Annotated in this window: 17 protein-coding genes and 2 pseudogenes; 6 read left to right on the forward strand and 13 right to left on the reverse strand. The window is 45.6% G+C overall.

The window, feature by feature from the left end; all coding sequences use genetic code 11:
* Positions 1-4 precede the first annotated feature (4 nt).
* Complete coding sequence (locus tag DXE27_RS00105) at positions 5-1,618, reverse strand: NAD(P)/FAD-dependent oxidoreductase (protein WP_128112431.1); 1,614 nt, start codon at positions 1,616-1,618, stop codon at positions 5-7.
* A 111-nt stretch (positions 1,619-1,729) separates the two neighbouring features.
* On the opposite strand from DXE27_RS00105, the gene DXE27_RS00110 reads away from it, so the two are divergent.
* Both DXE27_RS00110 and DXE27_RS00115 read left to right on the forward strand, forming a co-directional pair.
* Complete coding sequence (locus DXE27_RS00110; RefSeq protein ID WP_128112432.1) at positions 1,730-2,278, forward strand: YaeQ family protein; 549 nt, start codon at positions 1,730-1,732, stop codon at positions 2,276-2,278.
* 41 nt (positions 2,279-2,319) lie between these two features.
* Positions 2,320-2,733: a putative toxin-antitoxin system toxin component, PIN family gene (locus tag DXE27_RS00115; RefSeq protein ID WP_128112433.1), complete on the forward strand. Its 414-nt coding sequence runs from the start codon at positions 2,320-2,322 to the stop codon at positions 2,731-2,733.
* Here the strand turns inward: DXE27_RS00115 and DXE27_RS00120 are convergent.
* Positions 2,728-3,726, reverse strand: coding sequence for an LLM class flavin-dependent oxidoreductase (locus DXE27_RS00120; protein ID WP_128112434.1), 999 nt, complete (start codon positions 3,724-3,726; stop codon positions 2,728-2,730). The two genes, DXE27_RS00115 and DXE27_RS00120, sit on opposite strands and share 6 nt — an antisense overlap.
* Positions 3,727-3,988: 262 nt before the next feature.
* Here DXE27_RS00120 and DXE27_RS00130 point away from each other — a divergent pair, with 262 nt between their 5' ends.
* Entirely contained in the window at positions 3,989-4,186 is a 198-nt protein-coding gene (locus DXE27_RS00130) for a SlyX family protein (protein ID WP_128112435.1), read from the forward strand.
* Between the two features lie 56 nt (positions 4,187-4,242).
* Complete coding sequence (locus DXE27_RS00135) at positions 4,243-4,593, forward strand: phage holin family protein (protein ID WP_128112436.1); 351 nt, start codon at positions 4,243-4,245, stop codon at positions 4,591-4,593.
* Between the two features lie 17 nt (positions 4,594-4,610).
* On the opposite strand, the gene DXE27_RS00140 is transcribed toward DXE27_RS00135, so the two are convergent.
* Positions 4,611-6,413, reverse strand: coding sequence for an AsmA family protein (locus tag DXE27_RS00140; protein ID WP_128112437.1), 1,803 nt, complete (start codon positions 6,411-6,413; stop codon positions 4,611-4,613).
* A 38-nt stretch (positions 6,414-6,451) separates the two neighbouring features.
* On the opposite strand from DXE27_RS00140, the pseudogene DXE27_RS00145 reads away from it, so the two are divergent.
* Positions 6,452-6,800 (forward strand): annotated as a pseudogene (locus DXE27_RS00145) (zinc ribbon domain-containing protein YjdM).
* 15 nt (positions 6,801-6,815) lie between these two features.
* On the opposite strand, the gene DXE27_RS00150 reads toward DXE27_RS00145, so the two are convergent.
* Positions 6,816-7,031: a YdcH family protein gene (locus tag DXE27_RS00150; protein ID WP_128112438.1), complete on the reverse strand. Its 216-nt coding sequence runs from the start codon at positions 7,029-7,031 to the stop codon at positions 6,816-6,818.
* Between the two features lie 218 nt (positions 7,032-7,249).
* Between DXE27_RS00150 and DXE27_RS00155 the strand changes: the two genes are divergently transcribed.
* Positions 7,250-8,110: a hypothetical protein gene (locus DXE27_RS00155; RefSeq protein WP_128112439.1), complete on the forward strand. Its 861-nt coding sequence runs from the start codon at positions 7,250-7,252 to the stop codon at positions 8,108-8,110.
* Positions 8,111-8,134: 24 nt separating this feature from the next.
* Here the strand turns inward: DXE27_RS00155 and DXE27_RS00160 are convergent, their stop codons facing one another.
* From DXE27_RS00160 to pstC, 9 genes and pseudogenes are all read right to left on the reverse strand, one after another.
* Positions 8,135-8,398: a hypothetical protein gene (locus DXE27_RS00160; RefSeq protein ID WP_128112440.1), complete on the reverse strand. Its 264-nt coding sequence runs from the start codon at positions 8,396-8,398 to the stop codon at positions 8,135-8,137.
* 70 nt (positions 8,399-8,468) lie between these two features.
* Complete coding sequence (phoR, locus tag DXE27_RS00165) at positions 8,469-9,338, reverse strand: phosphate regulon sensor histidine kinase PhoR (RefSeq protein ID WP_231969570.1); 870 nt, start codon at positions 9,336-9,338, stop codon at positions 8,469-8,471.
* Positions 9,339-9,352: 14 nt separating this feature from the next.
* Complete coding sequence (locus DXE27_RS09420; protein WP_231969571.1) at positions 9,353-9,772, reverse strand: DUF3329 domain-containing protein; 420 nt, start codon at positions 9,770-9,772, stop codon at positions 9,353-9,355.
* Positions 9,773-9,795: 23 nt separating this feature from the next.
* Positions 9,796-10,514, reverse strand: a pseudogene (gene phoB, locus DXE27_RS00170) (phosphate regulon transcriptional regulator PhoB).
* 14 nt (positions 10,515-10,528) lie between these two features.
* Positions 10,529-11,236 carry a phosphate signaling complex protein PhoU gene (phoU, locus tag DXE27_RS00175; protein WP_128112441.1) on the reverse strand — a complete coding sequence of 236 codons (708 nt, stop codon included), beginning with the start codon at positions 11,234-11,236 and terminating at the stop codon, positions 10,529-10,531.
* Between the two features lie 10 nt (positions 11,237-11,246).
* Positions 11,247-11,999 carry a phosphate ABC transporter ATP-binding protein PstB gene (pstB, locus tag DXE27_RS00180; RefSeq protein ID WP_128112442.1) on the reverse strand — a complete coding sequence of 251 codons (753 nt, stop codon included), beginning with the start codon at positions 11,997-11,999 and terminating at the stop codon, positions 11,247-11,249.
* Between the two features lie 3 nt (positions 12,000-12,002).
* The gene (locus DXE27_RS09425; RefSeq protein WP_231969572.1) at positions 12,003-12,263 is read right to left on the reverse strand and encodes an ABC transporter permease family protein; all 261 of its coding nucleotides are present in this window, start codon (positions 12,261-12,263) and stop codon (positions 12,003-12,005) included.
* Entirely contained in the window at positions 12,263-12,730 is a 468-nt protein-coding gene (locus DXE27_RS09430; protein ID WP_231969573.1) for an ABC transporter permease subunit, read from the reverse strand. The genes DXE27_RS09425 and DXE27_RS09430 overlap by 1 nt, the downstream gene beginning before the upstream one ends.
* Positions 12,731-12,841: 111 nt before the next feature.
* Positions 12,842-13,834 carry a phosphate ABC transporter permease subunit PstC gene (pstC, locus tag DXE27_RS00190; RefSeq protein ID WP_128112443.1) on the reverse strand — a complete coding sequence of 331 codons (993 nt, stop codon included), beginning with the start codon at positions 13,832-13,834 and terminating at the stop codon, positions 12,842-12,844.
* Position 13,835 lies beyond the last annotated feature (1 nt).

The raw sequence follows: 13,835 nt of genomic DNA on the forward strand, positions 1-13,835 counted from the left end.
GGTATTAGCTTGCCAGATAATCCAAGGCAACCGCCTCTGCCACCTTAATACCATCTACTCCCGCAGATAGAATGCCGCCAGCATAGCCCGCACCCTCTCCTGCCGGATAGAGTCCTTTGATATTCAGGCTTTGGAAGTTGGGTCCGCGCGTGATGCGCAAAGGCGATGATGTGCGCGTCTCAACTCCGGTTAAAACAGCATCCTTCATTGAAAAACCTTTGATTTGCTTCTCAAAGGCAGGTAGCGCTTCCCGAATTGCCTCAATCGCATATGCAGGCAAACTTTCGGCTAAGTCAGTTAAATGTACGCCAGGTTTGTAAGAAGGTATTACGCTTCCAAATTGTGTAGATGCCTTACCTTCCAAGAAATCCCCAACCAATTGGCCCGGAGCTTCGTATGTTCCGCCACCCAATTCAAATGCCTTGGATTCAATTGCACGTTGAAACTCAATGCCTGCGAGTGGCCCACTAGGGTAATCTTCTGGGGTGATACCAACAACGATGCCTGCATTGGCATTGCGCTCATTACGCGAGTACTGACTCATACCATTAGTAACCACACAATTTGGCTCAGAGGCTGCAGCCACCACGGTACCGCCAGGACACATACAAAAACTGTATACAGCGCGGCCATTCTTGGCGTGATGGACTAATTTGTAGTCAGCGACACCGATAAGCTCATTGCCTGCATGGGGACCCAGGCGCGCTTTATCAATGAGTGATTGTGGATGTTCAATTCGAAAGCCAACTGAAAAGGGCTTGGCCTCCATAAACACGCCGGCATGATGAAGAGCCTCAAAGGTATCGCGTGCGCTATGTCCTAATGCCAGCACCACATGATTTGCAGGCAAGTCGTCGTGCCCCTCAATTTTTACTCCAGTAATTTGCTGATCTTGAATATCAAAACCAATCACTTTTTGGGAAAAACGAATCTCTCCGCCCAGATCAATAATCTCTTGGCGGATTTTTTCGACCATACCCACCAAACGGAAGGTGCCTATGTGGGGTTTTGCTACATACTGAATTTCTTCTGGGGCGCCGGCCTTAACAAACTCATTGATTACCTTGCGACCATAAAATTTAGGGTCTTTGATTTGACTGTAGAGCTTGCCATCCGAAAAGGTTCCTGCCCCACCCTCACCAAACTGCACATTGGATTCTGGATTAAGAACATTCTTGCGCCATAAGCCCCAAGTATCTTGAGTACGCTCACGAACTTTTTTCCCGCGCTCCAAGACGATAGGCTTGAAGCCCATCTGCGCAAGTACTAAAGCAGCAAATATTCCACAAGGGCCAAAACCGATGACTACAGGACGTAATGCCTTCCCATTAGCTATAGACTCAGGAGCCTTAGCAACAAAGTGATAACTCGTATCTGGCGATGGTCTTACATGAATATCGCCTGAAAATTTCTGAAGAATACTTTCTTCATCTTTCAGCGAGAGATCAACGGTATAGATAAATGACAGTGCGACGTTTTTACGGGCATCATAACTGCGCTTAAAGACCTCAAATTGAATTAAGTCTTTTTGGGATAAATTCAGGCGCTTCAGAATCGCTAACTCCAGGGCTTCTGGGGCATGGTCGATTGGCAAACGCAGTTCAGTAATACGGATCATGGAGCTCAACAATACACAGTAATTTGAGGGTTTTTGCGCCTCTTTATGTAAATAATACTGGTTATAGAGCCCTTCAACCGAAGTACTAGCGCATAAAGGCGATAATGCGGCATGGCCCTACGCGCAACAATCCACAAAGCCGACCTCCACGTCACAGACTCCGACCGCCACTATTACGGCAGTCACTCCCTTACGATCGCCAAACACCCCTCGGAAACTGAAGAGCGGATGATGGTCAGAATCATTGCCTTTGCTTTACAGGCGAGCGAAGACCTGGTCTTTACTAAAGGTTTAAGCGACACCGATGAGCCGGATCTTTGGATTAAGGATCTCACGGATGCCATTCAGCTGTGGATTGAAATTGGGCAGCCAGATGAGCGCAGAATTCTGAAGGCGTGCGGCCGGTCAGATCAAGTGATCGTTTATTGCTATGGAGGGCACACAAGCAAAATCTGGTGGGACGGTATCGCCAATAAGCTCACTAGAGCGCGCAATCTTCAAGTCGTATCCATTCCAGCAGAACAAGTAAATGAATTAAATAAGTTGGTTGAGCGCAGCATGGTGATTCACGTCAATATGCAAGATGGTGAAGTCTACGTTTCTTCCGATAAGGGCCAAGTCACTATTACCCCAGAGATCTGGCGCAAAAATCAAGACTAACCCCCCAAGATAAACAACCAGGATAAAAGTGGATTGCTGATATGCGTGTCGTCATTCTCGACACCAATGTTTTGCTCGATCTCTTTGTCTTTAATGACTTTAGAGCGCTTCATTTAAAGGAGGCCTTGCTTGCCGGCCACATTAGCGCTCTTGCTACCCCTAAAACACTAGAAGAATTTGCTGATGTGATTTCTCGTCCGCTGTTTTCTTTAGACAAAACAGCTCAAGAGAAAATCTTGCTGCAGTGGAGTTCTCTAGCAAAGAGTGTGGGCGATGAAGATCTTCAAAAATCTCCCTGGCAATGTCAAGACCCAGACGATCAAGTCTTCCTAGATTTGGCTTTTACGCATAAACCCTGCACTTTGGTGAGTAAAGATAATGAGGTCTTAAGGTTTATAAGCAGGGCTGCCACAGAACAAGTTCTTATTACAGCAGACTACACTCAAGCTCTATAGACTTTGGGCGGCCTGCGCTGCTATCTCGAAGGATTTGAGTCTAGCTTGATGATCAAATATCTGGCCAGTAAATATCAATTCATTTGCGCCCGTTTTATCCAGCCACTGGCGCATTCCCTTTTTAACAGTCTCCAAAGAACCGACCACTGAGCATTGCAGAGCATGAGCGGCAGCATCTTGCTCATGGGGCTCACAAAAATCATCCAGACTTTCAATCGGTGGCGGCAGTTGTCCGCGCGTATTGCGCCGCATTCTGACAACATTCTGCTGCAAGGTGGTAAAGAGATGTTGCGCCTCTTCATCCGTATCTGCAGCTACGACATTCATAACAAATGCTGAGTATGGTGATGCAAGTTGTACAGATGACTTAAATAAATCACGGTAAATCTTCATTGCTTCCAATAGCTGTTCTGGTGCAAAGTGCGAGGCAAATGTATACGGCAAACCAAAATGTGCAGCCAGCTGCGCGCCATACAGGCTAGAGCCCAAGATCCAAATCGGCACGTTCGTATTGGCGCCAGGTATCGCCTTAACAGACCGCCCTTCCTGAATAGGGCCAAAGTAATGTTGAAGCTCACGAACGTCTTGCGGAAAGCGATCATCACTTCCTAATAAATCACGTCGTAGCGCCCTTGCCGTCATTTGGTCAGTTCCAGGTGCGCGCCCTAACCCCAGCTCAATACGACCTGGATAGATAGATTCCAAAGTGCCAAATTGTTCTGCGATGACGAGTGGCGCATGGTTTGGCAACATGACCCCGCCAGAACCTACCCGGATATGTGATGTACCTGCAGCGATGTAGCCCACTAGCACTGCAGTTGCAGAACTGGCATTTCCAGTCATATTGTGATGCTCTGCCACCCAGTAACGGGTGTAGCCCCATTTTTCTGCATGTTGCGCCACATCCAATGAATTACGAAGCGCATCACCAGCAGTAAATCCCTGAGGAATGGGAGATATATCTAGAATGGAGTATGGAATGGGATTAGCCATTACCAGATCATACTGAGAAAGTACGTTATTGACATGAGCAAACCAAAAATGGCAGCCCCTGATGAAGGGCTCTTTAAGCCTGGCAGTAAATTACGGCACGTTAAAACAGGCGGCTTCTAGTTACTAGCCAACCAAGAGGCCACACTGGAGCCAGCTTACGTTTATGAATCCATGCAATCTCACGACTTTTGGATAAGGCCCCAAGCGGAGATGGAAGATGGTCGCTTTGAACTCATTGCGCAATCAATAAGAAAGATATCAAATGACTGAAGATCGAATCACGAATCTAGAAATCAAGCTCAGCTTTACCGAGGACTTGATTGAGAAACTCAACGAGACTGTCTATAAGCAACAGCAGCAGATTGAATTTCTTTATCGGGAACTGAAGGCCATTAAAGAGCAAGCTAGCAGTGGCGGTGGAGGCGGTAGCCTCAAAGATGAAATCCCTCCACACTATTAACTTACTGCTAATATCTTCATAAGTATTAATAAGATTAACCACTCCGCAGGAGCAAAATCATGAGTAACTTAACGCTATTTATAGTCCAGTGGGGCTTAACTTCTTTATTCCTATGGGTGGCTAGCTATATTTTTAGTGGCTTACGCTTTGCTGATGGCGGCTCGTTATTGATTGCCGCTCTATTGCTTGGCTTTGCGAATGCCATTGTGAAGCCGCTATTGATTTTGTTCACACTTCCACTAACAGTAGTGACCATGGGGCTGTTTTTACTGGTGATCAATGCATTGGTATTGATGCTGGTGTCTGCAGTGGTGAGCGGCTTTACGATCTCTAGCTTCTGGACAGCCTTCTTCGCCAGCATCTTTATTTCTTTGTTCAGTCTCTTTGTGAGCGGACTCGTATTTTAAGAGTGAATTACCTGGGTCTATTTAGACCCAGGATAAATATCTGACCAAGGTCGCAGCGCTGAATTGCAAGAATAGGATTTCGTAACCAGCGATTTAGCATTTTCAGCGGCAATACTGATTCCGCCCGTGAGGATGCCTAGACCAATAGTGACAGCACTATTAACTACCCCCTCCTTATGAATCCCTGCGCTGGGATTTTGCAATGTACCTTGCAGCATCACCAAACTGCCAAGATCGAGGCCAGTTGTTAGGCCAGACTTTTCATTGGGATTAATTTTGATATTGATAGCTTCGGTATTGAGGTTGACCGTACCAGCCAACAGAATATCCAAGCGATCGGTAACTGCGCCAACAGAATCCTTCGCAGTGATAATGCCATTAGCAATTGGCAAATAGGCAACTGCGCACTCTAAAATAGTTTTTTTGGTTTTCTTGCGCATTGGATTGACTGCATCCAATACTGTGACGACAAAATCACCGCCCTTATTCATTAAAGCGGAGTCCAACACTGCATTGCCAATATAAACCTGGACCGTACCGTTTGCCGAAGCAGCTATCTGGTGCAAGCTTTTCCCTCGACTGCTGATGTTAAAGGCAAGTTCAGTGTTGCCGCCGCTTACCCGCGCATTGGGATCTGCGGTCACTACAATTTGCTCCAATGAGAAATCCTTGGCGATACCTTTTGCCACCAGCATAGGGCTTGGACCATGAAATTGAGAGAGCTTAATTTGCGCCTGCGCCTCACCCTTGCCTACGGCAAAATTCAAATCGTTGATTTCTAGATCCTGACCTTTAAATAAGAGATTGGCCTTCACATTGGTAAATGGGGCTTGATCAGGAACGCCCAGCTTATCAATATTGAGAGCAATCTTGCCAGTAGCCTCTGGGATTAAATCGAATGGAAGCATGTCAGCACTAAAGAAATATTTTTCCTGAGCCTTGGGGGGAGCGCTTATAGACTTCACCTTTGCGCCATTCGCAGCAATGACTGCTGAACCTGCAAGCGGAACCAAGTCAAACGATTTGGAATTTAGCGAAATATCGAACCTAGGCAATACTTTTGGTGCCTTATTGATCTTGCCCTGAATGTCGAGAGTCTTGCCATTTAAGGTGAGCACCAAATCAATATCCATCTTTACGGGAGACTGATCCCAATCCATCATCGCCGTGCGTAACGAGCTCACTTTTCCTTTTAGACCAAGCGTGTAGTTAGCGTGCTGGGCATCCACAATAACGGACGTTTTTGACCCGCTCTTATCCAAAGCAAATTTAGGGAGTAAAAAGATCTTGGTCGAGCCATTTGCCTCTTGGTAACTAATTTTCGCATCAGAAATATTGACAGTTTCAATCGCCACAAATGCACTGTCATCAGACGTTGATTGGTTAGCAGAATTGCCTGAAGAAGTATTGGGAGTGCTTACTGAAGAAGTCATATCCCAGTTACCTACCCCAGCTTTATTGGTTTGTAGGTGAGCATCAAGCCCCTTCAAATTCATACTGCTAATTTCAACATTGCCAGTCAGCAAAGGCAGCAATTTGATATTCATCTCAATGTATTTCAAGGTCAGCATTTGCGCATCACTAGCCCAAGATGCATTACTTAATGAGACTTGCTCTGCAGTAACTCCAATAGAGGGGAATATCTTCAGGCTAACAGGCCCTGAGATTTTGAGATCTCGACCAGTTGCATCTTTTACTGAGCTACTCAGTAATTTGGTTAATTGCGCTGGATTGACCAATGAAGATCCGTACCACAAGCCCGCCCCCAATAAAGCAAGGGCAGCAGATATACCCAAAATGAGCTTGATCGTTTTTTTCATGATTTAAGCATTCTAAAGGGGTGGACTAAAATAGAGCCATGAGTACAGATAACCTCCCAAAATGCCCTGCTTGCCAGGAAGACATGACTTACTTATCCAGATGGCGAAAACTTTGTTTGCGCCCAATGCGGACATGAATGGCCAATGAGCGGACCCGCTGAAGAGGCTGAAGCCGGCTTAATCGTTAAAGATGCCAATGGCAATCTGTTGGCGGATGGTGATACGGTAACCTTAATTAAGGATCTGAAGGTAAAAGGATCGTCGACCACTTTAAAAGTAGGTACCAAGATCAAGGGAATTCGCCTGGTCTCTGGGGACCATGAGGTGGATTGCAAAACAGAAGCAGGCAATATGTTGCTTAAAGCCTGCTTCCTGAAAAAGGCTTAATAGCTAGCGAGCGTTTTAGGCGCTCGCCTTTTTCAATACTGCATAGAGCTGGTCTTTTAGTAGTAACTTTTCTTTTTTCAACGTTTCAATCTCTTCCGGAGTGGATGGTTCAGTATGGGCCTCCATCCGCTGAATCTTTTGATCCAAATTATTGTGTTTATCAAATAAATGCGAGAAATGGCGGTCTGAAGTTTTGAGCTTAGTGATTAATTCGCGATATTCAGGGAACATAGATTCTCTTTATATAAAAGGTTATTCAAAACTACTCGACTCCAGTGTAGCAAGGACGCGACCCTAGAACAATGGTCGATCACGTAAATATATCTCCTCCGCAACCCTTGAAATGAGGCAGACAAACCCCATATAGAAATGGTTATTTCCCTACGGAAATTGCAGTAATATCATCATGTGCAGTAAGCACAATAACTACCAGAGAAGGGTAATAAACCATGGCTACAAAGAAGTCTCCAGTAAAAAAGAAAGTAGCTACCAAGGTGGTAACAAAAGCCCCTGTTAAGAAAGCCGTCAAAAAAGTTGCCGCAAAGAAAGTGGCGACCAAAAAGACAGCGAAGAAGGTAGTGAAAAAACCAGCGGCAAAGAAAGTTGCCGCAAAAAAACCTGCTGCTAAAAAAGTGGCGACCAAGAAGCCAGTGACTAAGCCTGCCGCTAAGAAAGTGGCGAAGAAGGCCGTTAAAAATGCCTCAGCAAAATCTCCTAAGGTAGATCAATATGGTCTAGAGCAGGATGATGAGTTCTACGGCTTGTACTTTGCCAAGTCCACTAAAAAAGGTCTGGTAGAAGTTAAGCCCTGCACCTTCTCTCTCATGTACTGGTGGAAAGGCCTACTCGGCTACCCTGACATGATCGAAATCTCCAAAGGAAGCAATACTGCAATGCTGCAGTTTGAATCTACTTTTGGTGGCGGCGACTCTGGCGAAACAGAATTGACCGAAAAAGATGTCTTAGATATTGATCACATCATTGAAGTTGATGAAGAAGAGATGCTGGTATCGCTCTACTCTTATGTACCGATCCCCGTCCCAGAGAAATTGATTGGCGCATTGGGCTTGGCGATTCTGAATATCAACCCAGAAACCCGCTATGGCAGCCTAGAGCTATGCACTACCGATAACAAAGAAGGTGAAATCGAGCATTTCTTACGCTATCGTGCTGCAACCTATTTGCGCGGCATCAAGGCCGGTAAGGTAGAAGCAATCAAAAGTATGGTTACTAATGGATCCGAGTTCTTCGGCCTTGCTTTAGATGCAATGTGTGTCAATAAGTCGATTAAGAAATGGTTGCTAAGCTAATTAGCAGCTCATATCTGTAGCGATTTATCTACAAACATAGATGTAAGTCATAGGAAAACGGTCATTGACCGTTTTCCTGCTATCCACAATTGATGCAGTTCGCTTTCCAAGCTTATTACACTCAGCAACGGCCACTTCTTGAGCTTCTAGTTCTTTTGCATCCTTTGGAGTATGCACCCCAATCGTACCGTCAGATTGTTGATAGACGCCAAACCTACTTGGCGGGGTTGAGCAGGCTACACATATAGACCCAAGGCAAAATAGCAAGGTAAGATGGATGATTTTCATGAAATCTAGCGGTTAGAAGTGAAACACCATTCTAGTCCACAGCGATTATTTGTCTTAATCGCCAAACAAGTTATATAGAAACGACGCGCGCGGATGGGAACTCAATTGCAAATCTACTGCCCTCTCCAGGTGCACTTTCAATCAATAACTGAGCTTGGTGGCGAGTGGCGACGTGCTTAACAATAATAGCGAGGCCGAGGCCTGTGCCACCCGTTTCCCGGGAACGGCTTCTATCTACGCGATAAAAACGCTCAGTCAATCTAGGAAGATGTTCAGAAGGAATACCAGGACCAGAATCGCGAACTGAAAATTCAGCATCATTCTTAGGGGTCGCGCTCCATGCAATCTGAATATTACCCCCATCCGGCGTATATCTGACGGCATTCGAGACAAGGTTACTAAAAGCGGAGATTAACTCTCGCTCATCCCCCAACAAGGAATAATTTGCGTCACCCTCGATTGAAATAACATGCCTGCCATGAGATAGCGCTTCGGCCTCATTCTTTAGCATTGCCAAGATGGTCTGCATGGAGACTTTGGATTGAGGCGCAGGCTGTGTATTTGCTTCGAGATTGGCCAGCGTTAACAAATCCTCTACTAAGCTCTTCATTCTCTTGCCCTGCACCATCATGAGCTCTAAGTACTCTTCCTTCTTTGCAGGCTCGAGATCCAAGGTCTGCACGGCCTCCAGAAAACCCGTCATGACTGTCAATGGTGTGCGCATCTCATGAGAAACGTTAGCAACGAAATCCCTACGCATCGCTTCAGCCTTGCGTAGATCAGTAACGTCTTGAGCCAAAAGCAGACGGCGATTCTCGGAAAATGGGAACACCTGGATCATTAAACTTAAGTTCGAGTTCGACCCCATCTGCTCAATTAATAATGGCTCATCAAACAAACGATCGTTCAAGTAACGAACAAACTCAGGACGGCGAATCAAATAATTAATTCTTTCTAAGCATCTCGCTTGAATAAAATGCCAAAGAATCGCCCAGCAATGGCGTTACACCATTCAATTTGATCGACATCATCTAACATGATGATGCCATTGGGTGAGGCTTGAAACGCATCAATAAATCGCTCGTGCTGCTTCTCGATCGCACGCACCCAACCTTTCATTCCACGAATCAATCGCTCTAGACGGGAAAAAACCTCGCCCCAGAGTCCGCTAGCGGCAGGCATGCTTTCCACGCGATCAATCAGAATGAACTTCTCCAAGCGCATTAAATTGAAATAGGAGTAAGCCAAAGGAATGCTTAGCAACCCAAAGTCCGCCAAGAAGGCTGGCAAAATCCCCCATTGCCCATAGGCAAGCCAAGAACCCACTGAAGCTAGGCTAACAATAACCAGGAAGCGACTAATAATTGAAAACATAAGCTATCTTAGACTAAGACTTGCTATGACTCATGCCGCCAGACTTTAGAAAAGCGATAACCACTGCCCCGAACAGTTTCAATCATGCTATCGCAGTCCTTGAGAGCCAAGGCATCTCTCAGGCGTTTAATGTGAACATCAACTGTTCTTTCTTCTATGTAGGATTCATTACCCCAAACATGATCCAGTAGATTTTCTCTGGAATGGACGCGCTCAGGATTGGTCATCAGGTAGGTCAGGAGACGAAATTCTGTTGGTCCTAAGGGAATTTCTATAGGCTTAACATCACCATCCGAAAAATATACTCTATGAGCAGATTGGTCTAATGAGAGTGGGCCAATGGTAATTGGCTTTTCATTTGTGGCGCCTTCATAGCGTCTTAATAGAGCCCTGACTCTAGCAACTAGCTCTTTTGGCGAAAAGGGCTTAGTTACGTAGTCATCAGCACCAGCATCTAAGCCTGCAACCTTATCTAGTTCTTCACCCTTGGCAGTCAACATCAGAATCGGAATAGCGCTAGTTCGCAAATCAGCACGGAGATCCTTCGCAAATTGAACGCCCGACTTTCCAGGAAGCATCCAATCTAAAATAATCAGGTCTGGCAATGATTCGGCCATGAGCACATTACAGCTTCATCTGCTTGCATAGCCCTTTGAGACTCAAATCCAGCGTGAGCGACGTTAACGGCTATAAGCTCTGCAATAGAAGGCTCATCCTCAATAATCAGTATTCGCTGAACCATGTAAGCCGCTAATCCTATTTAGTCGCTTCTCTCACCAACTCCTCGTGGGGCACATGCCGCACGTCAGAGCCCTTAGCAATATAAATCACAAACTCTGCGATATTTTTGACGTGGTCTCCGATACGCTCAATCGCTTTTGCAATGGAAAGTATATCAAGACCCGCAGTAATTGTCTTTGGGTCCTCCATCATATAAGAGATTAACTTTCGCACAAATGCTCTAAATTCCTCATCAATTTGACGGTCTTCCTGAACCACTTCAACGGCAGCAATCGTATCTAAGCGAGCAAAAGCATCCAAAAAACTACGGCACAATAAAGAAATCGCCATTTGCCCAGAAAGTTTGATTTCAACAGCATTAATCTCGGTTTGGATATTAGATTCAATTAAACGCTTGGTTCTCTTGGCCACCCGTTCTGCCTCATCACCCGCACGCTCTAAATTCGTGATTGCCTTAGAAATCGCCATGACCAAACGAAGATCTCTTGCAGTAGGCTGTCTACGTGCAATAAATTCTGTACAAGTAAGGTCAATCTGAACCTCATAATCATTTACTAGCTTTTCCGACTGGATGACTTGATTGCAAAGTTCTAAGTTCATTTCCGAAAATGCTCTCATAGCATTTGAAATTTGGGACTCGACCAATCCGCCCATTTCCAGCAACTTGCTGCATAAGCCATTAAGGTCGGTGTCAAACTGTGAAGATAAGTGTTTATCAGGCATGATTTTCCTTTTAGCCGAAACGGCCTGTAATGTAATCCTCGGTTTCTTTACGCTTTGGTTTAATGAAGATCTCATCTGTTTTACCAAACTCAATAAGACTTCCCAAATACATGAATGCTGTGTAATCCGAGACACGTGCAGCTTGTTGCATATTGTGGGTCACAATCACAATGGTGTAATCGTTTTTGAGCTCATTAATAAGCTCTTCAATCTTGGCCGTAGAAATAGGATCCAATGCCGAGGTAGGTTCATCCAAAAGCAACACTGAAGGCTTAACCGCTACACCCCTGGCAATGCATAGGCGCTGTTGCTGTCCGCCAGATAGAGATAGGCCGCTTTGATTGAGCTTATCCTTAACTTCACCCCAAAGAACTGCTTTATTGAGGGCCCACTCTACCCTCTCATCCATTTCTGCACGAGAGAGCTTTTCGTATAGGCGCACACCAAATGCAATGTTTTCGCAGATCGACATCGGAAATGGCGTTGGTTTCTGAAAAACCATGCCGATTCTAGATCTCAATAAATTCAGATCGCGATTAGAGTCCAGAATATTCTCGCCGTAGAAGTTAATTTCACCCTCAGCTCTTTGGCCAGGATAGAGATCGTACATACGGTTTAAGGAGCGCAATAAAGTGGACTTACCGCAACCAGATGGTCCAATAAAAGCGGTCACTTTTTTCTCTTCAATATCCAGATTGATATTTTTCAACCCCTGATAACTACCGTAGTAGAAATTTAAATGACGAATCTCAATTGCATTCATAAATTAACCCTGCACTTTGTCACGGAAAACGACTCTGGCCACAATATTGAGACCTAGAACCGCAAAAGTAATTAATAAAGCCCCGCCCCAGGCCAAATTGACCCATTTATCGTATGGGCTCATGGCGAACTGGAATATCACCACTGGCAAATTAGCCATGGGAGCATTCATATTGGTAGAGAAGAATTGATTATTTAAGGCTGTGAACAATAAAGGGGCTGTCTCACCACTCACTCGAGCCAATGACAGCAGTATTCCGGTCATTACGCCACTTTGCGCTGCGCGTAGGGTAATCTTAAAGCCACTTTCCATTTTGGTGCACCCAATGCATAAGCGGCCTCACGCAAACTTCCAGGCACCAAACGCAACATATTCTCAGTTGTTCTAACAATAACCGGAACAGCGATAGCGCGATGGTTCCAGCCCAGCCAGAAAAATGCTTTACCTGTGCGGCCAATAATGCATAAACAAAGAGGCCAATCACAATCCGATGGGGCAGACAACATAATGTCCGTCACAAATCGAGTAACTGATGCAACCTTACTCTTATTGCCGTACTCAGATAAATAAATGCCTGCCATTACTCCAACGGGGGCGCTAATTAAGGTGCAGCATCCTACAAGCATTAAGCTGCCAACGATCGCATTCGCTAGGCCGCCGCCGTCAGAACCTGGCGCAGGCGTGCTCTCTAGAAACATCGATAAATGAATCGAGGAAAAGCCTTTGTACAACAAAACGCCTAAGATCCAGAGCAAAAAAAATCATCCCAAGGCTCATGGCACCCACTGATAGCGCCAGGCTAATTGCATTTACACGCTTTCGTCTTGCGAAGATTGGGTCACTCATGATTTCAGACCTTCCCGCTTCTCCATGCGCAATAACATCCACTTGGCAACCGCAAGAACAATGAACGTGATCATGAAGAGTGCAAGCGCTAATGCAAACAATGAGGAGAAATGCGGCCCTACTTCCGCCCCTCCAAACTCATTGGCCAAGGTAGAGGCAATAGAGTTGCCTGGAGAAAATAAGGAGGAAGACAGTCTGTGTGCATTACCAATGACAAAGGTAACCGCCATGGTTTCACCAAGCGCCCTACCTAAACCCAACATCACGCCACCAATTACACCTGCTCGGGTGTAAGGCAAAACAATATTGCGCACCACTTCCCATGTTATGCACCCAATACCATATGCAGACTCTTTAAGCACGGGAGGCACTATCTCGAATACATCGCGCATAACGGAAGCGATAAACGGCAAAATCATCATTGCCAATATCAATTCAGCACAAAGAATGCCAATGCCATTAAAGGCGCCTCGGAACAAAAGACCAAATAATGGAATTTGCCCAAGAGTGGCGGCTAAAGCGGGCTCAATGTACTCCGCAAATAGCGGTGCAAAGATAAATAAACCAAACATTCCATAAATAATCGATGGGACTGCTGCCAAGAGCTCAATTGCCGTACCAAGAGGACGGCGCAAATAGCCCGGACAGAGCTCCGTTAAAAATACAGCAATGCCAAAACTAAGGGGCACAGCAATCACTAACGCGATAACAGAGGTGACCAAGGTTCCATAGATGGCAATCAGGCCGCCAAACTGACCATTCACTACATCCCACTCTTCTGAAATGAAAAATGCTGGTCCAAACTCATGCAGGGCTGGCCATGCATTAATAAGCAGAGACGCAATGATGCCAAGCAATACGATCAGAACCGACAATGCGAAGAATTGGGTTGCTCTATGAAAGAGCATGTCCTGAAAACGCTGAACCCTGGCTACTCGAAGTGCCTGCGGGGAAACAGCGTTTGCAGAGACGTTAACTGCTTCAGACATA

The organism is Polynucleobacter necessarius (assembly GCF_900096755.1).
Taxonomy (GTDB): domain Bacteria; phylum Pseudomonadota; class Gammaproteobacteria; order Burkholderiales; family Burkholderiaceae; genus Polynucleobacter; species Polynucleobacter necessarius_K.

Excerpts from the sequence above, each read along its gene's own strand:
- DXE27_RS00105 (WP_128112431.1), bottom strand. The coding sequence starts at position 1,618 with ATGATCCGTATTACTGAACTGCGTTTGCCAATCGACCATGCCCCAGAA.
- DXE27_RS00110 (WP_128112432.1), top strand. The coding sequence starts at position 1,730 with ATGGCCCTACGCGCAACAATCCACAAAGCCGACCTCCACGTCACAGAC.
- DXE27_RS00115 (WP_128112433.1), top strand. The coding sequence starts at position 2,320 with ATGCGTGTCGTCATTCTCGACACCAATGTTTTGCTCGATCTCTTTGTC.
- DXE27_RS00120 (WP_128112434.1), bottom strand. The coding sequence starts at position 3,726 with ATGGCTAATCCCATTCCATACTCCATTCTAGATATATCTCCCATTCCT.
- DXE27_RS00130 (WP_128112435.1), top strand. The coding sequence starts at position 3,989 with ATGACTGAAGATCGAATCACGAATCTAGAAATCAAGCTCAGCTTTACC.
- DXE27_RS00140 (WP_128112437.1), bottom strand. The coding sequence starts at position 6,413 with ATGAAAAAAACGATCAAGCTCATTTTGGGTATATCTGCTGCCCTTGCT.
- DXE27_RS00150 (WP_128112438.1), bottom strand. The coding sequence starts at position 7,031 with ATGTTCCCTGAATATCGCGAATTAATCACTAAGCTCAAAACTTCAGAC.
- DXE27_RS00155 (WP_128112439.1), top strand. The coding sequence starts at position 7,250 with ATGGCTACAAAGAAGTCTCCAGTAAAAAAGAAAGTAGCTACCAAGGTG.
- DXE27_RS00160 (WP_128112440.1), bottom strand. The coding sequence starts at position 8,398 with ATGAAAATCATCCATCTTACCTTGCTATTTTGCCTTGGGTCTATATGT.
- DXE27_RS09420 (WP_231969571.1), bottom strand. The coding sequence starts at position 9,772 with ATGTTTTCAATTATTAGTCGCTTCCTGGTTATTGTTAGCCTAGCTTCA.
- phoU (WP_128112441.1), bottom strand. The coding sequence starts at position 11,236 with ATGCCTGATAAACACTTATCTTCACAGTTTGACACCGACCTTAATGGC.
- pstB (WP_128112442.1), bottom strand. The coding sequence starts at position 11,999 with ATGAATGCAATTGAGATTCGTCATTTAAATTTCTACTACGGTAGTTAT.
- DXE27_RS09425 (WP_231969572.1), bottom strand. The coding sequence starts at position 12,263 with ATGACCGGAATACTGCTGTCATTGGCTCGAGTGAGTGGTGAGACAGCC.
- pstC (WP_128112443.1), bottom strand. The coding sequence starts at position 13,834 with ATGTCTGAAGCAGTTAACGTCTCTGCAAACGCTGTTTCCCCGCAGGCA.